The 19,591-nt window shown below is 65.9% G+C and carries 21 protein-coding genes; 11 read left to right on the forward strand and 10 right to left on the reverse strand.

Going from position 1 to position 19,591, the window contains the following annotated elements:
* Positions 1-43 precede the first annotated feature (43 nt).
* Positions 44-1,123, forward strand: coding sequence for a tRNA 2-selenouridine(34) synthase MnmH (mnmH, locus tag QTI04_RS04920; RefSeq protein ID WP_286614387.1), 1,080 nt, complete (start codon positions 44-46; stop codon positions 1,121-1,123).
* A 13-nt stretch (positions 1,124-1,136) separates the two neighbouring features.
* Here mnmH and QTI04_RS04925 read toward each other — a convergent pair whose 3' ends face one another.
* Together QTI04_RS04925 and QTI04_RS04930 are read right to left on the reverse strand one after the other, a co-directional pair.
* Positions 1,137-1,730 carry a carboxymuconolactone decarboxylase family protein gene (locus tag QTI04_RS04925; protein WP_286597608.1) on the reverse strand — a complete coding sequence of 198 codons (594 nt, stop codon included), beginning with the start codon at positions 1,728-1,730 and terminating at the stop codon, positions 1,137-1,139.
* Between the two features lie 21 nt (positions 1,731-1,751).
* Positions 1,752-2,939: a YbfB/YjiJ family MFS transporter gene (locus tag QTI04_RS04930; protein ID WP_286597607.1), complete on the reverse strand. Its 1,188-nt coding sequence runs from the start codon at positions 2,937-2,939 to the stop codon at positions 1,752-1,754.
* Positions 2,940-3,005: 66 nt separating this feature from the next.
* On the opposite strand from QTI04_RS04930, the gene QTI04_RS04935 reads away from it, so the two are divergent.
* Positions 3,006-3,869, forward strand: coding sequence for a LysR family transcriptional regulator (locus tag QTI04_RS04935; RefSeq protein WP_286614388.1), 864 nt, complete (start codon positions 3,006-3,008; stop codon positions 3,867-3,869).
* Between the two features lie 37 nt (positions 3,870-3,906).
* On the opposite strand, the gene QTI04_RS04940 is transcribed toward QTI04_RS04935, so the two are convergent.
* The 3 genes from QTI04_RS04940 to QTI04_RS04950 all read right to left on the reverse strand — a co-directional run bounded on the left by QTI04_RS04940 (position 3,907) and on the right by QTI04_RS04950 (position 6,807).
* Positions 3,907-5,286, reverse strand: a complete 1,380-nt coding sequence (locus tag QTI04_RS04940) for a CoA transferase (protein ID WP_286614389.1) — start codon at positions 5,284-5,286, stop codon at positions 3,907-3,909.
* Positions 5,287-5,357: 71 nt separating this feature from the next.
* On the reverse strand, positions 5,358-5,996 hold the full coding sequence (locus QTI04_RS04945) for a 3-oxoacid CoA-transferase subunit B (RefSeq protein WP_286597602.1): 639 nt from the start codon (positions 5,994-5,996) through the stop codon (positions 5,358-5,360).
* Position 5,997: 1 nt separating this feature from the next.
* Entirely contained in the window at positions 5,998-6,807 is an 810-nt protein-coding gene (locus QTI04_RS04950; RefSeq protein WP_286614390.1) for a CoA transferase subunit A, read from the reverse strand.
* A 93-nt stretch (positions 6,808-6,900) separates the two neighbouring features.
* Between QTI04_RS04950 and QTI04_RS04955 the strand changes: the two genes are divergently transcribed.
* The 3 genes from QTI04_RS04955 to QTI04_RS04965 all read left to right on the forward strand — a co-directional run bounded on the left by QTI04_RS04955 (position 6,901) and on the right by QTI04_RS04965 (position 8,837).
* Positions 6,901-7,467, forward strand: coding sequence for a LuxR C-terminal-related transcriptional regulator (locus QTI04_RS04955; RefSeq protein ID WP_286599218.1), 567 nt, complete (start codon positions 6,901-6,903; stop codon positions 7,465-7,467).
* Between the two features lie 13 nt (positions 7,468-7,480).
* Positions 7,481-8,551: an MBL fold metallo-hydrolase gene (locus QTI04_RS04960; protein ID WP_286614391.1), complete on the forward strand. Its 1,071-nt coding sequence runs from the start codon at positions 7,481-7,483 to the stop codon at positions 8,549-8,551.
* Between the two features lie 100 nt (positions 8,552-8,651).
* Positions 8,652-8,837, forward strand: coding sequence for a hypothetical protein (locus QTI04_RS04965; protein ID WP_286597599.1), 186 nt, complete (start codon positions 8,652-8,654; stop codon positions 8,835-8,837).
* A gap of 17 nt (positions 8,838-8,854) precedes the next feature.
* Here QTI04_RS04965 and alkB read toward each other — a convergent pair whose 3' ends face one another.
* From alkB to ada, 3 genes are read right to left on the reverse strand one after another with little or no spacing between them, the layout of a single operon-like run.
* The gene (gene alkB / locus QTI04_RS04970) at positions 8,855-9,511 is read right to left on the reverse strand and encodes a DNA oxidative demethylase AlkB (protein WP_286614392.1); all 657 of its coding nucleotides are present in this window, start codon (positions 9,509-9,511) and stop codon (positions 8,855-8,857) included.
* Entirely contained in the window at positions 9,508-10,233 is a 726-nt protein-coding gene (locus tag QTI04_RS04975) for a 2OG-Fe(II) oxygenase (protein ID WP_286614393.1), read from the reverse strand. Before QTI04_RS04975 ends, alkB begins: the two co-directional genes overlap by 4 nt.
* Positions 10,230-11,312, reverse strand: a complete 1,083-nt coding sequence (gene ada / locus QTI04_RS04980) for a bifunctional DNA-binding transcriptional regulator/O6-methylguanine-DNA methyltransferase Ada (RefSeq protein ID WP_286614394.1) — start codon at positions 11,310-11,312, stop codon at positions 10,230-10,232. The genes QTI04_RS04975 and ada overlap by 4 nt, the downstream gene beginning before the upstream one ends.
* A gap of 175 nt (positions 11,313-11,487) precedes the next feature.
* Between ada and QTI04_RS04985 the strand changes: the two genes are divergently transcribed.
* Positions 11,488-13,086 (forward strand): glucan biosynthesis protein, encoded by a 1,599-nt coding sequence (locus QTI04_RS04985; protein WP_286614395.1) that lies wholly within the window; start codon positions 11,488-11,490, stop codon positions 13,084-13,086.
* A gap of 7 nt (positions 13,087-13,093) precedes the next feature.
* On the opposite strand, the gene QTI04_RS04990 is transcribed toward QTI04_RS04985, so the two are convergent.
* Positions 13,094-13,999 (reverse strand): LysR family transcriptional regulator, encoded by a 906-nt coding sequence (locus QTI04_RS04990; RefSeq protein ID WP_286614396.1) that lies wholly within the window; start codon positions 13,997-13,999, stop codon positions 13,094-13,096.
* A 112-nt stretch (positions 14,000-14,111) separates the two neighbouring features.
* Between QTI04_RS04990 and QTI04_RS04995 the strand changes: the two genes are divergently transcribed.
* Entirely contained in the window at positions 14,112-14,861 is a 750-nt protein-coding gene (locus QTI04_RS04995; protein WP_286597593.1) for an SDR family NAD(P)-dependent oxidoreductase, read from the forward strand.
* 2 nt (positions 14,862-14,863) lie between these two features.
* Here the strand turns inward: QTI04_RS04995 and QTI04_RS05000 are convergent, their stop codons facing one another.
* Entirely contained in the window at positions 14,864-15,271 is a 408-nt protein-coding gene (locus QTI04_RS05000) for an FKBP-type peptidyl-prolyl cis-trans isomerase (protein ID WP_286597592.1), read from the reverse strand.
* A 118-nt stretch (positions 15,272-15,389) separates the two neighbouring features.
* Here QTI04_RS05000 and eat point away from each other — a divergent pair, with 118 nt between their 5' ends.
* From eat to QTI04_RS05020, 4 genes are read left to right on the forward strand one after another with little or no spacing between them, the layout of a single operon-like run.
* A complete protein-coding gene (gene eat, locus QTI04_RS05005; RefSeq protein ID WP_286614397.1) occupies positions 15,390-16,784 on the forward strand; it encodes an ethanolamine permease in 1,395 nt (464 codons plus the stop codon).
* Positions 16,785-16,799: 15 nt separating this feature from the next.
* Complete coding sequence (locus QTI04_RS05010) at positions 16,800-18,194, forward strand: ethanolamine ammonia-lyase subunit EutB (RefSeq protein WP_286614398.1); 1,395 nt, start codon at positions 16,800-16,802, stop codon at positions 18,192-18,194.
* Positions 18,191-18,970 (forward strand): ethanolamine ammonia-lyase subunit EutC, encoded by a 780-nt coding sequence (gene eutC / locus QTI04_RS05015; RefSeq protein WP_286614399.1) that lies wholly within the window; start codon positions 18,191-18,193, stop codon positions 18,968-18,970. The genes QTI04_RS05010 and eutC overlap by 4 nt, the downstream gene beginning before the upstream one ends.
* Before the next feature lie 33 nt (positions 18,971-19,003).
* Positions 19,004-19,588: a peroxidase-related enzyme gene (locus QTI04_RS05020; protein WP_286614400.1), complete on the forward strand. Its 585-nt coding sequence runs from the start codon at positions 19,004-19,006 to the stop codon at positions 19,586-19,588.
* Positions 19,589-19,591 lie beyond the last annotated feature (3 nt).

A 19,591-nucleotide genomic window follows, 5' to 3' on the forward strand; every position in this document is an offset into this window, starting at 1 on the left:
CACGAGCGCCCAGAAGCGCTCCTGAACCGCTCCTGAACCGCTCATGCAACGCCCTCCCATCCGCGTGGCCGACCTGCACGCCTTCGATACCCTGATCGACGCACGCTCGCCTTCCGAGTTCGCGCTGGACCATATCCCCGGCGCCATCAACTGCCCCGTCCTCGACGACGATGAGCGCCGCATCGTCGGCACGCTCTACAAGCAGCGCGGCGCGTTCGAGGCCAGGCGCGTCGGCGGTGCGATGGTGGCCGCCAATCTCGCCAGACACCTGCGAGAACGGTTCGCCGACCAGCCCGCGACCTGGAAGCCGCTTGTCTATTGCTGGCGCGGCGGTTTGCGCAGCGGATCGATGGTGACGTGGCTGCGGTTGGTCGGCTGGGACGCCCAGCAACTGGCCGGTGGCTACAAGAGTTTTCGCCACCACGTGATTGAACGGCTCGCAGCGCTGTGCCCGCAGTTGCCATTGCGAATCATCTGCGGCGCCACGGGCAGTGCGAAGACACGCGTGCTGCAGGCGCTGGCCCTTCGAGGCGCCCAGGTGCTGGATCTCGAAGATTGCGCGAAACACAAGGGTTCGCTGCTCGGTGCGCTACCAGGTGTGGCACAGCCGTCGCAGAAGCACTTCGAGACGCGCATCGCCCAAGTTCTCGAAGCCGTCGATCTGCATCGGCCCTTGTACGTCGAAGGCGAAAGCCCGCGCATCGGCCGCATTGCACTGCCCGTGTCGCTGGTCTCGCGAATGCGTACCAGCCCCTGCATCGAAATCGTTGCCACGCCGCCAGCGCGACTGGACTATCTGCTGCGCGACTATGCCTACCTGGGCGAAGACGGCGAGGCGCTCGCCACGCAGTTGGGATTGCTCAAGGAACTGCAGGGCAAGGAGACGGTGCAGCGTTGGCAAGCCTGGGCGCGTGCGCGAGAACTGGCGCCGCTGTTCGCCGAGTTGATGACACAGCACTACGACCCGCACTACGCGAGCTCGCAGGCGCGTCACTTCAAGGCCTGGTCGGATCGCTCCCGCGTCGACACGAGCGATCTGACCGAGCAAGGCATTCAAGCCCTTGCAGACGCGGTGCTTGCACTCGAGGCCGATAGCCTTCGGGTTGGTGCATGGACCCGTTGAATCGCAAAGAAGGCTACAACGGAAAAGCTTCGAGCCCGCGCTGCCCCTCTGTCCCTTGCACCGGCGTGTGCGCTACGTTCATGACCCAGCAGACCATCGTGAAGTAGCCGACGAGGGCACTGAGTTCGACCACGGTGCTGGCGCCGAAGCGTTCTGCGGCGGCAGCGTAGGTCGGCTCGCTAACGCCGTGGTGTTGCAGGAGTTCCATCGCGAAGTCGAGTGCAAGCTGCTCGTCGTCGGCCAGCGGTGCAGCGCGGCGCCCGAGCCGCAGGGCTTCAACCGCTTCGGCACTGACGCCGGCCTTGACCGCCGCCGCCGCATGCAACACCCATTCGAACTGATTGCCGACGTGGCGCGCGACCGCGCAGGTGACGAGCTCGCGAAGACGCGCATCGAGCGTGCTGTCGAAGCGCAGGTACTCGCCCAGGCTGCCGATGCGCTCCATCAGCACCGGACTCTGCAGCAGCGGAACGAAGGGGCCGAAGACAGCCTTGCGCGGCCCGTCGATCAGTGCTTGCGCCGCAGCGCGCTGCGCATCCGACATCGCCTCGGCAGCCGGCATCGGCAGGCGCTCGGACCAGGGGACGGTATGGCCTTGTTGAAACATGACGGGGTTCCTTTCGTATATTCAGATTCGGGACGGCTCGCGGAACAGCCACACGGCACTGCCCAGCAGGGCCACGGCACCGACGACCAGCGCAGCAAAGAGACCGCCGAAACCCTGCGCCCTGCCGCTCAATGCGGAGGACAGCACGGGCCCGGCCATCTGGCCGATCGCGAAAGCGGCGGTCATGCGGCCGAGCGCTCGCGTCGGATCTCCGACGGTACTCGCCTTGGCCTCCTGCATGCCCGCCATGGTCGCAACCATGAAGGTTCCGCCCACCAGCAGAGCCGCTGCGAGCACGGTCGAGGCGGACAGGTGCAGCACCGGCAACAGACAGCCGGCCGCCATCAGCACATGGCTTCCCGCCAGCACACGGCGCCGGGAGACACGACCTAGCACCGCGCTGGCAAACAGCGTGGACACCGCTGCTGCGGCACCGAACACGGGCCACGCGGCACCGAAGATGGAAGGATCGTCAACCACCGCGCGAGCCAGCACGGGGAGAAAGGTCGCAGGCAGGATGTACCCGAAGCCGAGGACGCCATAGCAGAGGACGAGGCTCCACGGCGTGCCGCGGGATGGCGCCTGGTGGGTCGTCGCGGCTTCGCGGGCGACTGAGTGCGAAGCGCCTGCGTCGCGCGGCATCAGTGCTGCCACCACGAGCAGACCTGCGAGCGCGAGCGCCCCGAGTTGCAGCCAGAGCATGTCCGGCTGCACGCCCGCCGCACCGGCGCGCCAGCAGTAGAGGCCGGCCATCGCGATGCCAACCCCGACACCCGCATACAAGAGGCCAGCGCCGGCCGGCCGTTCCAGGCGCGCAAGCCAGGCCAGGCACCAGACGCTGGTGCTGACCAGCGTCCATGCGCTTGCCACCCCCGCGACGAAACGGAGCACCAGCCAGATGGCCACCGACCCGGTCCAACCCATCGCCGCAGTCGATACGACGATCGCAAGGAGCGACACCAGACCGATGCGCTGCGGCGTGAGCGGAATACGTGCCGCCGTGATCGCGCCCAGCAGATATCCCGCGTAGTTGGCCGCGGCGAGCCACCCGCCCGCTGCCACGTCGGCGCTGCCTGCACGAATCATCAGCGGCAGCATCGGCGTGAAGGCAAAGCGCCCGATGCCCATCGCAATAGCCAACGCCATCAAGCCTGCGGCGCAGACGGCGAAGAAAGAGGGTCGCGCTACGGCGAAGGAAGGGTTCGACATGGGCAGTCATTAGACGCAAAATGCCAATGCGCCACAAATGAATTATTCAGAACATTCATTCGCTTTATGAGAACTATCGATCTGGATTCCCTGGAGATCTTCCGCACGGTCGTGGCCGAGGGCGGCGTGATCCGTGCGGCGGACAAGCTCAACCGCGTGCAGTCGAATGTGACGACCCGCATCCAGCAGTTGGAGGAGCGACTTGGCCAGAAGCTCTTCCATCGCCAAGGCCGGACCCTCGCGCTGGCGCCGGCCGGACACAAGCTGCTGCCTTACGCCGATCGCCTGCTGCGCCTGGCGGACGAAGCCGAAAGCGAATTGCGCAGCGATCTCCCGCTCGGAACGTTCAGGCTCGGTTCGCTCGAGAGCACGGCGGGCAGTCGTCTGGCGCCCGTGCTGTCGCGCTTTCACAAGCTCTATCCGGGGGTGGTCGTCGAGCTGGTGACGGGCACTACCGGCGCGCTGTTGAAGCGGGTAAGCGCATTCGAGGTCGAGGCGGCGTTCGTGTCCGAACCCTTCGCAGCATCAGGCCTCGAAGCGATGGCCGTCTTCGACGAAGAACTGGTGTTGATCACGGCGCGCAGCGTTGCCTCTGTCACCAAGCCGGGTGATCTGACGAACACCACGCTCATCGCCTTCGCCCAAGGGTGCTCGTACCGAAGACTGCTTGAACAGTGGCTCGGCAAGGGTGGCGTCGCACCCTCGCGTTCGCTGGAGTTCTCTTCCTACCAGGCCATGATTGCGTGCGTTGCCGCGGGGACCGGCTTTGCGATCGTGCCCGTGTCGGTGCTCAAGGCGCTGCGCGCCACGGCGGATGTTCACCAGCATCCCTTGCCGGAACGCATGCGTGCCAATCGGACGCACTTGGTGTGGCAAGGGACGCCTTCGGTGGCGCTTGCTCGGCTGATCGAAATGTTGGGGAAGGGGTGAGACTTTCTTGCCGTCGGGGGGGCGACGACGCCACCCCCTATGTCCAAACTGCCAGATGACTCCCAGGCGGCATCGAAGGCCGCGACCACAATGCAGGCGTACGTGAAAGCTGCGCACTGTGACGCACCCCGCACAGTTTCCCAAATCCCGAAGCCGATGTTTCCAGGTACGGCGACTTGTCGGGCCTTTCAATCCGGAGCCCGCCAGCCACCCTGCCCAGCCCGCGAAGCCAATGACCTGTCTGAGCCAATGACACCTGCACGTGCCAACTACCGCCCTCGCGCTGCTGACGCCACAGCGCCGCGGACGCGCCCATCGCGATCAGGTAGCCCGTCGCCTCGTCGAGGATCTGCATCGGCAACGGCTTTGGCTTTCCATCACCGGCCTCCTCACCCTCTGCATGGTTGAAACCCATCGCGGTCTGCACAAGCGAATCGAAGCCACGGCGATCTGCCCAGGGGCCGTGGGTTCCGTAGGCCGAGAGTGAGACGTAGACGATCCCCGGCCGCACCTGCGCCGCCTGATACGCACCGAAGCCCAGCGTCGCGATGCCGCCGGGCCGATAGCCCTGGATCAAGACATGTGCGTCTTGCAGCAAGGCCGTCAATGCACCGCGGCCAACCTCCGTTTGCAGATCGACATGGGCCGACAGCTTGCCGCGGCTGGTGTCCGCGATGGCTTCGATGTTGGGCAGGTTCGGCGAGTTGATCAGCATCACGTCCGCGCCATACGCCGCGAGCGCGCGACCGCCCACAGGGCCGGCAAGGATGCGCGTCAGATCCAGCACCCGCACGCCCGACAACGGCCTCGCCTCTGCGGAAAGCGGCGGCAGATCGAGCGCCGGCGCATCGCCGATTCGCTCGATGGTGAACAGTGGCTGCGACACCAACGCGGCACCTTGCGGCGTGACGTCCCATTCATCGAAGTGCCGCAGGGCAGTCGCCACCAGCCCCTTGACGGCCGCCACGGATTCGAACTCCAGTGCTTTCCACGACTGCATCGCCGCTTCGGCATCCGCACGCTGCGCGGTCTGTGGATTGAGGCCTAGCAGCCGCAGCGCCCCGTCCCGGTGGTGCGCGAAGTTCGCATGGATACGCACCCAACCGTCGGACGCCCGATACAGCCCGGAGAACGCATCCCACAAATCCGGCACCCTTCCGTCCACGCTGAACCAACCCGTGCATTCCAGCGCCGCATGCAGCATCTCAACGCTGACCTGCTGGCGCGGTGTGCCACGTGCATGGCCCAGCTCGCAGGCGGCAAGCGCAGCAGCGGCGATGGTGCTCTGCGCCGCGGTCCCGACGGCGAACGACGATGGCAATACCGGGTCGGCGCCATCAAGACGCACAAAAGCCAACGCTTCCGGCGGCATGCCGGCAAGCCTCCAGATCCGGTTCAGTTCCCCGGTCGCATTCATGTCCTGCTCTCCAAAAAAAAGGCAGGGCACGTTCACACGGCCCTGCCCTTCACGTCATACGGCGCTTTGCCTCACTGGATCAGCTTGGTCCCGGTCTTGGCCTGCAGCGTCTCGAAGCTAACGCCCGGCGCCAGTTCAACGACTTTCAGGCCTTGCGGCACCACGTCCATGACGGCAAGGTCGGTGATGATGCGATCGACCACGCCCACGCCCGTCAGCGGCAGCGTGCACTGCTCGAGGATCTTGAGGTCCTCGGTGCCGTCCTTTTTCTTCGCGACGTGTTCCATCAGCACGATCACACGCTTGACGCCGGCCACGAGGTCCATCGCGCCGCCCATGCCCTTGACCATCTTGCCGGGGATCATCCAGTTGGCGAGGTCGCCCTTGTCGCTCACCTGCATGGCGCCGAGGATGGACAGGTTGATCTTGCCGCCGCGGATCATCGCGAAGCTGTCGTGGCTGCCGAAGATGGCACTCCCGGGCAAGGTCGTCACGGTCTGCTTGCCGGCGTTGATCAGGTCGGCGTCGACCTGGTCTTCCGTAGGGAACGGGCCGATGCCCAACATGCCGTTCTCGCTCTGCAGCCAGACTTCCTTGTCGCCGACGAAGTTGGCGACAAGCGTCGGGATGCCGATGCCGAGGTTGACGTAGAAGCCGTCTTCGAGTTCTTGCGCCGCGCGTGCGGCCATCTGGTCTTGGGTCCAGGGCATCTCAGGCTCCTCTGCTGCTGTTCTTGATGGGGGCCGGGACTTCGCTGCCGGCCGCGGCTTGCGCGATGACGGCCTGCGCCTCGACCTTGGCGGCCACTGCGTCGACCGGTGCCGCAGCGCTCACCGTCCGCTTCTCGATGCGCTTCTCGGGATTGCTGTTGAGCACGATGCGGTGCACGTAGATGCCTGGCAGATGGATGTCGTCCGGCGCCAGTTCGCCGACCTCGACGATCTTCTCGACCTCGACGATGCAGATCTTGCCGGCCATTGCCGCGGCCGGATTGAAGTTGCGTGCCGTCAGACGGAAGCGCAGGTTGCCGGATTTGTCGGCCACGTCGGCTTTGACCAGCGCGACGTCGGGCACCAGCGAGCGTTCCATCACGTAGGTCTCGCCATCGAATTCGCGCAGTTCCTTGCCTTCGGCAACCTGCGTGCCCACACCGGTCTTGGTGAAGAAGGCCGGGATGCCGGCGCCTCCGGCGCGCAGTTTCTCGGCTAGCGTGCCTTGGGGCGTGAATTCGAGCTCGAGTTCGCCCGCGAGGTACTGGCGCTCGAATTCCTTGTTCTCGCCCACGTAGCTCGCGATCATTTTCTTGATCTGGCGGGTTTCGAGCAGCTTGCCGAGGCCGAAGCCGTCGACGCCCGCGTTGTTGGAGATGCAGGTCAGGTTCTTCGCACCCGAATCGTGCAGCGCCTCGATCAGCGCTTCGGGAATACCGCACAGGCCGAAGCCGCCGACGGCGAGCGTCTGGCCGTCGGCCACGACACCCTTGAGCGCCGCGTCCGCGGAGGGGTAGATCTTGTTCGCCATGATTCCTCGCTGGGTGATGGTTGATTCAGAGTCTCAGACGATACTACGTACAGGCATACGTAGTAATTCGTAATGGAGACACCCGACACCGATCTGACGGCCATCGACTACCGGCTCGCCTTTGAGCAATCGCCGGTGGGCATGGTTCTGTCGCGCCATCGCATCATCGTGGACTGCAACGCGCGGCTGTGCGAGATGTTCGGCGCCACGCGCAGTGCGCTGGTCGGCCAGTCGTTCCAGGTGCTGTACCCGAGCGTCGTCGAATTCGAGCGTATCGGCAAGCGGATGGAGCCCATCCTGAATGCAAGCGGGCGTTACGCAGACAACCGCATGATGAAAAGACTCGGCAACCTGCACGGCGCTTTCGCGGGCGAAACCTTCTGGTGCCACGTGAGCGGCCAGGCGCTCAACCGCGCCGCACCGCACGAGGCGGGCATCTGGACCTTCGAGGACCTGGGCTCGCGCCGATCCGTCAAGGCCGAACTCACGCCGCGCGAGCGCGAGGTGGCGGCGCAGGTCATGCAGGGGCGCACCTCCAAGGAGATCGGCAAGGCCCTCGCCATCAGCCACCGTACCGTGGAAATCCACCGCGCGCGGCTGATGCGCAAGTACGCCGCGGCGACCACTGCCGAACTGGTGCAAAAACTGATCGCCGGATAGATTGCGGCGAAGCATGAATCCCTATCACGACCCAGAGAAGCCGCACCACCGTGCGCGCGGTTTCCAGAACAACTACACGGAATACCAGCCGAAGAGCCTCTCGGAACTGCTGCGCTGGCGCAGGGATGCCATCCGCGACCACCTGCCACCGCCGCCGCTGGCACCTACGCCGAGGGTGACGCCCGAACTGGCCTGGCTGCACGCCAACGCGCTCGCCGGTGTGCAAATGACACCGGCCGTCACCTACGTCGGCCATGCCACGGTCATGGCCCAGATGGACGGCCTGACCGTGCTGACCGACCCGATGTTCTCGCAGCGGGCATCGCCCGTGCGGCTGGTGGGTCCGAAGCGCCACACCCCGCCCGGCATCGCCCTGGCGGAACTGCCGCACGTGGATCTGGTGCTGGTGTCTCACAACCACTATGACCATCTGGATGCGGCGTCGGTGCTGGCACTCAACCGACAGGCGGGCGGAGCGCCGTTGTTCGTCGTGCCGCTGGGTCTCAAGCCATGGCTGGCCGCGCGCGGCATCCGCCATGCGGTCGAGCTCGACTGGTGGGACAGCATCCGCGTGCCGTCACCTGGCGGCGATGTCGAAGTGACGCTGGTCCCGGCGCAGCACTGGTCCTCGCGCAGCCCTGGCGACGCCATGGCGACTCTTTGGGGGGGCTTTGCAGCCCTCGCGCCGGACTGCCATCTCCTTTTTACGGGCGACACAGGTTACTCGCGCGATTTCACCGATATCCGCCGGCACTTCCAGGATCGCCAGACGCCCGAGCGTGGCGGCGGATTCGACATTGCGCTGATCCCCATCGGCGCCTACGCACCGCGCTGGTTCATGAGCAAGCAGCACGTCGACGTCGAGGAAGCGCTGAAGATCCACGGCGACGTCGGCGCCAAGCGCTCGCTCGGCATCCACTGGGGCGTCTTCACGCTGACCGACGAGGCCCTGGACGAGCCGCCGAGAAAGCTCGCGGAGCTTCGCAGCGCCCAGGGCATGCCGGAGGACGAGTTCTTCGTGACCGCGGTCGGCGAGACACGGAAGCTCGCACCCCGCGTTGCCCTCGCATCGCGCGGAGCCTGAACGACACGCCATTGTTTCCGCGAAGCGAACACTGCAGTTCGTTTTGCCTCGAACCAGCGCGTGCGAATGGCCTCAGACTCGTGTCTCACAGAGGCAGCAAATGAACACGACATGGAACTTCATCTTGGCCGGCGCGGTGACCCTGGCGTCCGCGGCGGGAATCGTCAGCGGTGAGGCTGCGAAGGGTGAGCTGCGACTCGCCGAGGCGGCGACGTCCTTGAGCGCGAATATCGAAGCACTCGCCTGGTTGACCGGCGACACGACTTCGGTGGCGTCCGCCCAGTAGCGATCGGCGAGGCGCCCTCAACCCGCCTTGCGAAAAGTGAGATTGATGCGGCAGTCGCCCATGAATGGATGCGAGCCCTCCTTCAAGGGAAGCACACCGTGGTGATGCAGACGCGCCGGTCCACCCCAGACGACCACGTCGCCATGAGCGAGCGGTATGCGCCGCGCCTTGTCCGTCCTCTTCGCCCCGCCGAAGAGGAACACCGCGGGCAGGCCCAGCGACACGGAAACGATGGGCTGGGTGTAGTCGCGCTCGTCCCGATCCTGATGCAGTGACAGCCGCGTTCCCGCTACGTAGCGGTTGACGAGGCAGGCATCCGGCGCGAAACGATCGAAGCCGGCCTGCGCAGCCGCTTCGCTCGCGAGCCGGGAGAACACGGCGGGCATGGGCGGCCAGCGCCGGCCCGTCTCGGGATCGATCGCGTCGTACCGGTAGCCCTTGCGATCGGTGACCCATCCCAGTTCGCCGCAGTTCGTCATCGCGACCGACATGCGAAAGCCCCCCGGCGTGACCATGTGCCGAAGCGGTGACTCCTCGAACACCTGCCGAACCGCCTCCATCAAAGCCGCCTCGTAGCGCCGCGCAAACTGACGCAACACCATGGCCCCGGGCTCGAGTGGCTCCACCCAAGGGGTTGTCGGCTCTGCAACGGTGTCGAACAGATCTGCCGTCATGCCGCGTCGTGAAAGATGATGCCTGTCGTGTGCCGGTGCCCGGACAGCACCCTGCTCACGCCATGCCGCAAGTTGACCCGGTACACGCCACGCGTCCCCTGCACCGGCCGGTGATGCACCGCGATCACCGCTGCATCGCCCTGCCGCAGCGGCAGCACCATCGGCCGTGACTGCATGCGCGGGCGTTGCTCGGTCATCACGAATTCGCCGCCCATGAAGTCGCGGCCCGGTTCGGACAACAGGATCACGAGTTGCAGCGGAAAGACGTGCTCGCCGTACAGGTCCTGATGCAGGCAGTTGTAGTCCTCGGCCCGGTACTGCAGCAGCAAGGGCGTCGGCTTCGTCTGCGCCGCCGCATGGCATCGTGCGATGAAGTCGGCATGCCGAGGGGGAAAGCGAACGTCGATGCCCATGACCTCGTTCCAGCGGTTCGCGATCGGCGCGAGATGCGGGTACATCGCCTCCCGCAAGCCCGCGATGAGATCGGGCAACGGGTACGCGAAGTACTTGTACTCCCCGCGGCCGAAGCCATGCCGCTCCATCACGACGCGGCTGCGAAACGGAGCATCCGACACGTACATCGCAGCGAGCATTTCACATTCGGCCCGCGTGAGCAGGCCCGATATCACCGCGTTCCCCTGTTCATCGAGATCGCCGCTCGCCTGCGCCCAGTCGATCGCAGCGACCCGAGCGACCGGCACATTCGTGTCCCGTGCATTCATGCCCGCTTCGCCTCCCGTTGCAGCAGCGCGTTCTTGCGCTCCACGCCCCAGCGATAGCCCGACAAGCTGCCGTCGCTGCGCACCACGCGATGGCACGGAATCGCCACCGCCAGCGTGTTGGCGCCGCAGGCCTGGGCCACGGCACGCATCGATGTCGGTGCGCCGATGCGCTTTGCGATGTCGCTGTAGCTCGCGGTCGTGCCGGCCGGAATCTCGCGCAGGGCTTGCCATACGCGCTGCTGGAAGGCAGTGCCGCGCACGTCGAGCGGCAAGTCCAGACCCAGCCCCGGCGCCTCGACGAAGCCGACCACCTTGGCCACCAGTTCCTCGAAGCCGGCATCGCCGCCGATCAGACGCGCTTGCGGAAACTGGTCCTGCAGATCACGCGCCAGCGCATCGGGGTCGTCCCCCAGAGCAATCGCGCAAACGCCACGTTCGCTTTGCGCAACCAGGATGGCGCCCAGCGCGCACTCGCCGATTGCAAAGCGGATGTCGGTGTTGGCGCCTCCGGCTCGCCATGCGGTGGGCGTCATGCCGAGCATCTCGTTCGAGCGCTCGTAGAAGCGGCCATTGGAGTTGTAGCCGGCGTCGTAGATGGCATCGGTCACCGTATCGCTGCGGGCCAGTTCCTGCCGCACCCGGCTCGCGCGGTGGGCCGCTGCGTACGCCTTGGGCGTGACGCCGGTGATCTCCTTGAAGATCCGATGCAGGTGCCAGGTGCTCCACCCCGCGCGTTCGGCGAGTTCGTCCAGCGTGGGTGCCTGCTCCGAACGCTCGATGAAGCGGCAGAGATTGGCAATCGCAGCCGCGTGCTGCTCGGTCCGCGCCGGCTGATCCGGCTTGCAGCGCCTGCAGGGGCGGTAGCCCGCGCGTTCGGCGTCTGCGGCCGTCGCGTGGAATTCCACGTTCTCGGGTCGGGCGGAGCGCGCGGCGCACGAAGGCCGGCAATAAACGCCCGTGGTCCTCACCGAGTAGAAGAAGCGGCCGTCGGCCGCCGGGTCGCGGGCCAGCACGGACGCCCAGCGAGAGTCGCTCACGGTGGCGAGGGCCCGCATTTCGTTGGGATTGCTCATGTTCATATGCATCCTTCAGTCTGGTGATTGATCGATGCGTTCACTGTAGGCATCAGCCGCCGATGGTGCACTCCGGGTCTTGCTTTCGAATTCGATCGTAGGACAGCGCCGGCCAGCCCGTTTTTTCTTCAGCGCTTGGCCTACGGGGCGCGGTGCCAGGCCTCGTTAACATTTGGTCCACATGACCGATCGCCGTTCCTTCCTCACCGCCGGCGGCGCCTCATTGGCGCTCGCCGCTCTCGGACTGCCTGCCGACGCCTTTGCGGCCGGCGGACTCACACTCAGCCAACCCCGGCCCTTCTCCTTCGAACGTCTTGTTGCATTGGCGAAGTCACTGGGCGCCAAGCCCTACGTTGCCGACACCTCGCTACCGGCCAGCGTGCTCGAGCGCATCGACTACGACGCGCACGGCAAGATCAAGTTCAACACCGACAACGCCCTGTTCAAGGACGGACCTGGCCAGTTTCCGGTGACCTTCTTTCACCTCGGGCGCTACTTCCAGACGCCGGTGCACATGTTCGTTCTGGAAAGCGCTGGCGGCGACGGCTTCGCACGGGAGATCGTCTACGACGCATCGTATTTCGCCATGCCCGCGGACAGCCCCGCGCGGCAATTGAAGGACGGCGCCGGCTTCGCCGGTTTCCGCCTGCAGGAAAGCCGCCTGGGGGACCAGAAGAAGCTGCCTTGGCAAACGAATGATTGGGCCGCCTTCCTCGGTGCGTCGTACTTTCGCGCCATCGGCGAGCTCTACCAGTACGGGCTCTCTGCCCGCGGCATTGCGCTCGACGCAGCCATGCCAGATCGCCCGGAGGAGTTCCCGACCTTCACGCGCTTCTACTTCGAGCCCCCGACATCGGACGCATCCAATTCGATGACGATCTACGCGCTGCTCGAAGGCCCGAGCATCACGGGCGCTTACAAATTCGTCCTGCAGCGCGACAAGGCCGTGCTGATGGACATCGACGCACGCCTCTTCCTGCGCCGCGACGTGGCCCGCTTCGGCCTCACGCCGCTGACCTCCATGTACTGGTACTCCGAGTTGGTGAAGCCCACCGGAATCGATTGGCGCCCCGAGGTGCACGATTCGGACGGCCTGGCGATATGGAACGGCGCCGGTGAACGCATCTGGCGACCGCTCAACAACCCCACCCAGACCCGCGCTTCGGCCTTCACCGACACCAACCCGCGCGGCTTCGGCCTGCTGCAGCGCGACCGAGCCTTCGACCACTACCAGGACGGCGTCTACTACGAGAAGCGCCCCAGCCTGTGGGTCGAACCGCTGGGCAATTGGGGCGAAGGGTCAGTACAACTCATCGAGATCCCGACCGACGACGAGATCCACGACAACATCCTCGCCTGCTGGGTGCCCAAGGCGCCCGCCGCTGCGGGGTCGAGCTACAACATCAAGTACCGGCTGCACTGGAGCGCGGAAGAGCCCTTCCCGTCGCCACTGGCGCGCACCGTGGCCACGCGGATCGGGCGCGGCGGCCAGCCTGGTCAGCCGCGCCCGCAAGGGGTGCGCAAGTTCATGGTCGAGTTCATTGGCAAGCCGCTGGAATCGCTGCCCTTCGGCGTCAAGCCCGAACTGGTGCTGACGGCGTCGCGGGGCAAGTTCTCGTACATCTTTGCCGAAGCGGTGCCGAACGGCGTGCCGGGCCACTGGCGTGCGCAGTTCGACTTCACGGCCGAGGGCACGGAGCCGGTCGACATGCGGCTCTATCTGAAGAACGGCGACCAGACGTTGTCCGAGACCTGGCTGTACCAATTCCAACCCTTCTAGCCGCGACTTAGGCAGTGCCATAGGGCGTGAAGACCTCCACAACCCAATCGACGAAGGCGCGCAGCTTGGCGCTCAGGTTGCGGTTGGGCGGATAGACGACGTAGACCGGGTGCGGCGGCGGCTCCCAGCCGGGCAGCACTTCAACCAGCTCCCCGCTGTCGAGATACGGCTTCGCCATGAAGGCAAAGGTCTGCGCCATGCCGAGACCGGACAGTATCGTTGTCACGTGCGCGGTGCTTTCGTTCACGGCCACGGCGGTGTGACCGTTGATCTCGAAGGTTTCCTCGCCGCGCACATAGCGCAGCGGAAAGGGCCGTCCCGTGAGCGACGAGAAATAGCTCACCACCCTGTGCCCGTTCATCAGATCGGCCGGTTCATTCGGCATGCCGTGGCGCTTCAGGTAGTCGGGTGTCGCGCAACTCACGTACGGCAACTGCGCGACGCGGCGCGCGACCAGTGACTGGTCCATCAGAGCACCGCCGCGGATCACGCAGTCGACGCCATCGCCGATCAAATCCACGGGCCGATCGCTGACGCCGAGTTCGAGCTGGATGTCGGGATAGCGCGCATGAAATTGCGGCAGCGCCGGAATCAGGATGCGGTTGGCCAGGGATGAGCCGATGTCCACGCGCAACCGCCCGCGCGGGCTGGCCTGCGCATGCGTCAGATCGGACTCGATGTCTTCCAGCTCGGCCAGCACGCGCGACGTGCGCTCGTAGTACGCCGCACCTTCGGGCGTCACCGTCACCCGCCGCGTCGTGCGCTGCAGCAGCTTTACGCGCAGATGCGCTTCGAGTTGCTGGACCAGCTTGGTGACGCTGGGCTTGGGCATCTGCAGCGAGTCGGCCGCACGGGTGAAGGTGCCGGCTTCGACGACCCGGGCGAACACGCGCATGGCGGCGATCTGGTCCATCGCCGGATTATTAGCGAATCGTGAATAAACAAGTCACGGCCACCGTCTTGGTCCGAAGCGGGTGCGATCCCAAACTCCATCCCATCGCAACACCCACTCTCTGGAGAACACCATGACTCAACCCCTCTCGAAGCAAGTCGCCCTCGTCACCGGCGGATCGCGCGGCATCGGCGCGGCCATCGCGCGCCGCCTGGCGCGTGACGGCGCGGACGTCGCCATCGGATACTCGGCCTCCGCCGACCGCGCCGAAACGCTGGTGAACGAACTGCGGCAACTCGGCGTGCGCGCAGCCGCGTTCAAGGCCGATCAGGCCGATCCGCTGCAGGTGGAGGCCCTGGTCAATCAGACCGCCGAGCACTTCGGCCGGCTCGACATCCTGGTGAACAACGCGGGCGTTTTCGTCATTGGCCAGGTCGGCGCACCGGACACCGACATCGCGGCTTTCGACCGCCAGTTCGCCATCAATGTGGGCGGCGTTGCCGCCGCCGTGCGTGCCGCAGTGCCCCTGCTCAGCGACAACGGCCGCATCATCTCCATTGGATCTGGCGCCGCCGACCATTCACCGTGGCCGGGCGTGGCCGACTACTCCGCCACCAAAGCCGCAGTGGCCGCCTACAGCCGCGGCTGGGCGCGGGACCTGGCGCCGCGCGGCATCACGGTCAACACGGTGCAACCCGGTTCGATCAACACCGAAATGAATCCCGAGAACGGCGATTTCGCGGCCGTTCAGAAGGCGGCCATCCCGATGGGCCGCTTCGGCCGTCCCGAAGAGATCGCCGCCGCGGTGGCCTTCCTCGCGAGCCCGGATGCCAGCTTCATCACGGGCGTCTCGCTCAACGTCGATGGTGGCTCCGCCGCCTGATTTCAGCGACCCTTGACGGAGATCAGTTCGATCTCGAAGTTGAGCGTGGCGTCGGGCGGAATCACACCGCCGGCGCCGCGCTTGCCGTAGGCAATGGCAGGTGGACAGGTCAGCTTGGCCTTGCCGCCCACCTTCATCAGCTGCACGCCTTCGGTCCAGCACGGGATGACGCCGTTGAGCGGGAACTCGGTGGGCTCGCCTCGCTTGTAAGAGCTGTCGAACTCCTTGCCGTCAGGGAAGGTGCCGCGGTAGTGGACCTTGACCACGTCGGACGCCGCGGGCGACGGACCCTTGCCTTCGGTCACCGACTGGAAGACGAGGCCGCTCGGCTTGGTCACGGGCGCGGACTGGGCGAAGGCGGTCGGCAGGACGAGCATCGAAACGAGGGCTGCGCAAAGAACTGATCGCACGGTAGATACCTTGGTTGGTTGAATGGATGAACGGGTTCATTATTGCCGGGGGCCCACCCGCCTGGCACTGCTCTTGCACGCCGTTGCCATTTGCCTTTGCCGGCCAAGGAAAAAGCGCATGTCGAGCATCGAAGCTTCCAAGCACCCCGCCCGCCTGCAAAAGGTGCTCGGCCCGATTCAGCTCTGGGCCATCGCGGTCGGACTCGTGATCTCGGGCGAATACTTCGGCTGGAGCTATGGCTGGAACACCGCCGGCACGCTCGGCTTCCTGATCGCGACGGTGCTGGTCGCGACCATGTACACGACCTTCATCTTCAGCTTCACCGAGTTATCGACCGCCATCCCGCATGCGGGCGGTCCGTTCGCGTACGCGCGGCGCGCCTTCGGGCCCAGTGGCGGCTTCGTGGCGGGCTTTGCGACATTGGTGGAGTTCGTCTTCGCACCGCCGGCCATAGCGCTCGCCATCGGGGCCTATCTCAACGTGCAATTCCCGGGCATCAACCCGAAGTGGTTCGCGCTCGGCGCCTACGTGATCTTCATCGGCCTCAACTGGATCGGGGTCCGGATCGCGGCGACCTTCGAGTTGTTCGTCACGGTGCTTGCGATCCTTGAACTGCTCGTGTTCATGGGCGTGGTCACGCCGGGTTGGTCGATGGCGCACTTCGTCGCCAATGGTTGGGCCGGCGGCGACGTGCTCAACGGCGCGGCGATCTCCGGCATCTTCGCCTCGATCCCGTTCGCCATCTGGTTTTTCCTCGCGATCGAAGGCGCGGCCATGGCGGCCGAAGAGGCGCGCGATCCGCACCGCACCATTCCGCTGGCGTACACCACGGGCATCCTCACGCTCGTCGTGCTTGCGTTCGGCGTGATGATCTTCGCCGGTGGCGTGGGCGACTGGCGCAAGCTCTCGAACATCAACGACCCTTTGCCCCAGGCCATGAAAACGGTCGTGGGCGAGAACAGTGGCTGGCTGCACATGCTGGTGTGGATCGGGCTCTTCGGCCTGATCGCGTCTTTCCACGGGATCATCATGGGCTACTCGCGGCAGATCTTCGCGCTCGCGCGCGCCGGGTACCTGCCCGCCACTTTCGCGGCGTTGAGCCCGCGCTTCAACACGCCGCACCGCGCGCTGGTGGCCGGCGGCGTGATCGGCGTGGCGGCCATCTTCAGCGACGAGTGGGTGCAGTTCGGCGGACAGACACTTACCGCCAACATCGTGACCATGGCGGTGCTGGGCGCGATCGTGATGTACCTGATCTCGATGGCCGCCCTCTTCAAGCTGCGGCGCGCGGAACCCGGCCTGGAGCGCACGTACAAGGCGCCCTTCTACCCATGGTTTCCGGCCATTGCGCTGGGCCTCGGCGTGGTGTGCCTCGGCGCAATGGTCTGGTTCAATGGCATGCTGACGTTGCTGTTCCTCGTGCTCATGGCGCTGGCCTATGGCTATTTCCGGCTCACGGCCGAGCAGCGCCGCACGGCGGCCCCCGACGAGATGCTTTCCACGACCGTCTGAACACTTCTTGCACCCATGCGCTATCGAAGCACGATCGAATCGCAGGTCTTCGAATTCGATGACCTGAAGCAGGTAATGGCCATCGCGAGCCCCGCCCGCTCGGGCGACTACCTCGCGGGGATCGGCGCCGCCACGGCGCAGCAGCGCATGGCGGCGCGCCACGTGCTGGCTGAGACGCCGCTGAAGCAGTTCCTCTCCGAGGCGCTGGTTCCCTATGAGGACGACAACATCACGCGGCTCATCATGGACGGCCACGACGCGGGAGCCTTCGCGCCGGTGTCGCACCTGACCGTCGGCGACTTCCGCAACTGGCTGTTGTCCGAGAAGGCGGGTACCGCCGAACTCACCGCGCTGGCGCCCGGGCTCACGCCGGAGATGACGGCCGCGGCTTCGAAGCTGATGCGCAACCAGGACCTGGTCGCGGTCGCGCGCAAGTGCAGCGTGGTTACACGCTTTCGCGACACCATCGGATTGCCGGGCCACCTTTCGGTACGGCTGCAGCCCAACCACCCCACCGACAACCTGCGAGGCGTTGCAGCATCGATGCTGGATGGTCTCCTGATGGGCGCGGGAGACGCGGTGATCGGGCTCAACCCCGCCTCCGACAGCATGCCCGTGCTGGCCGATCTGCTGCACATGCTCGACGAGGTGATCCAGCATTTCGAGATCCCCACGCAGAGCTGCGTGCTGACCCACGTCACCAACACCCTAAAGCTCGCCGAGTCCGGCGCGCCGATCGACCTGGTGTTCCAGTCGATCGGCGGCACCGAGAAGACCAACCGCTCCTTCGGCGTGACACCCGAGTTGCTCGACGAGGCCTACGCGGCAGCTCTTTCGCTGAAGCGCGGCACGGTCGGCGAGAACCTCATGTACTTCGAGACCGGCCAGGGCAGCGCGCTCTCGGCCGACGCCAACTTCGGCGTCGACCAGCAGACGTGCGAGGCACGCGCCTATGCGCTCGCGCGGCGCTACAAGCCGCTGCTCATCAATACGGTGGTCGGCTTCATCGGCCCCGAATACCTGTACGACGGCAAGCAGATCATTCGCGCGGGCCTGGAGGATCACTTCTGCGGCAAGCTCCTCGGCCTGCCGCTGGGCTGCGACGTCTGCTACACCAACCATGCCGAAGCCGACCAGGACGACATGGATACGCTGCTGGTGCTGCTCGGCACGGCCGGCATCAACTTCATCATGGGCGTGCCGGGCGCGGATGACGTGATGCTCAACTACCAGAGCACCTCGTTCCACGATGCGCTGTTCCTGCGCGAAACAATGGGACTGAAGCGCGCGCCCGAGTTCGAGGGCTGGCTGCAGCGCATGCGCATCACGGATATTGCGGGCCGTCTGCAAGCGCCCTGCTCCAACCGGCTTGTCGCGGACATGAACAACCTGAAGGCGCTGACCCCATGAAGGACGACCCTGTCACACACAGCCCCTGGGCCGATTGGCGTCGCGCGACGCCAGCGCGCCTCGCACTCGGCCGCGCGGGCGCCGGCATGCCGACCGACGAAGTCCTGCGCTTCGGCTGGGCGCATGCGATGGCGCGCGATGCGATCCATGCCGCGCTGGACGTCAAGGCGCTCGAAGCGTCGCTGCATGCGGATGGCTGGGAGGTCGCTCAGGTCCACAGCCGCGCACCGGACCGAACGGCCTATCTGCGTCGGCCGGACCTGGGCCGGCAGTTGGACCCTGACGACGCATCGCGTCTGACGGCGAAGGCCGGGCAACCCCGGGACGTGTGCATCGTGATCGGCGACGGACTTTCCTCGCTGGCCGTGAGCCGTCATGCCGTGCCGCTGCTGGCCGCGCTGCGGCAGCACCTGCCGACCGCGCTTTCGCTGACGCCGATCGTGATCGCATCGCAAGCCCGGGTCGCCCTTGCGGACGAGATTGCGGAGGCCTTCGGCTCGCGGCTGTCGATCATGCTGATCGGCGAGCGGCCCGGCCTCAGTTCGCCTGACAGCCTGGGGATCTACATCACGCACGCGCCAAGACGAGGTCGGCATGACGCAGAGCGCAACTGCATCTCGAACGTTCGACCCGAGGGCCTGGCCTATCCGGCAGCGGCTTTCAAGCTCGCCTGGCTCGCGCGCGAATCCCTGCGCCGAAGCCTGACCGGCATCGACCTGAAGGACGAAAGCGACCTCGCGGTCCTGGCAGCGGGCAGCGGCCCAGCGCTCCTATGATTGGCCTCGTCCCCCACATCCCAGGAGACATCCATGTCCGAACGCTACCCCCTGGCTGAACTCAAGGATCTGCCCGACGACATCCGCGCCGCGGTGCTCGACGTGCAGGAGAAGGCCGGCTTCGTGCCCAACGTGTTCCTCGCGCTCGCGCGCCGGCCGACCGAATGGCGCGCCTTCTTCGCGTACCACGACGCACTGATGCTCAAGGAAGAAGGCTCGCTCACCAAGGGCGACCGCGAGATGATCGTCACCGCCACCAGTGCGGCCAACCAATGCCTCTACTGCGTGGTGGCGCACGGCGCGCTGCTGCGCATCTACGAGAAGAAGCCGCTGGTGGCCGATCAGGTCGCCGTCAACTGGCGAAAGGCCGACATCACCCCGCGCCAACGGGCCATGCTCGAGTTCGCCATGAAAGTCTGCGAGCGCTCGCACGAACTCGACGAGAACGATTTCCCACCGCTGCATGCGCACGGCTTCAGCGACGACGACATCTGGGACATCGCCGCCATCACCGCGTTCTTCGGTCTTTCCAACCGCATGGCCAGCTTCAGCGGCATGCAGCCGAATCCGGAATTCTTCCTGATGGGCCGGCTGCCGCGCGAGAAGAAGCCTGGTTGAACG

The sequence above is a fragment of the Variovorax sp. J22R115 genome, from assembly GCF_030317005.1.
In the GTDB taxonomy this organism is placed as follows: Bacteria; Pseudomonadota; Gammaproteobacteria; order Burkholderiales; family Burkholderiaceae_C; genus Variovorax.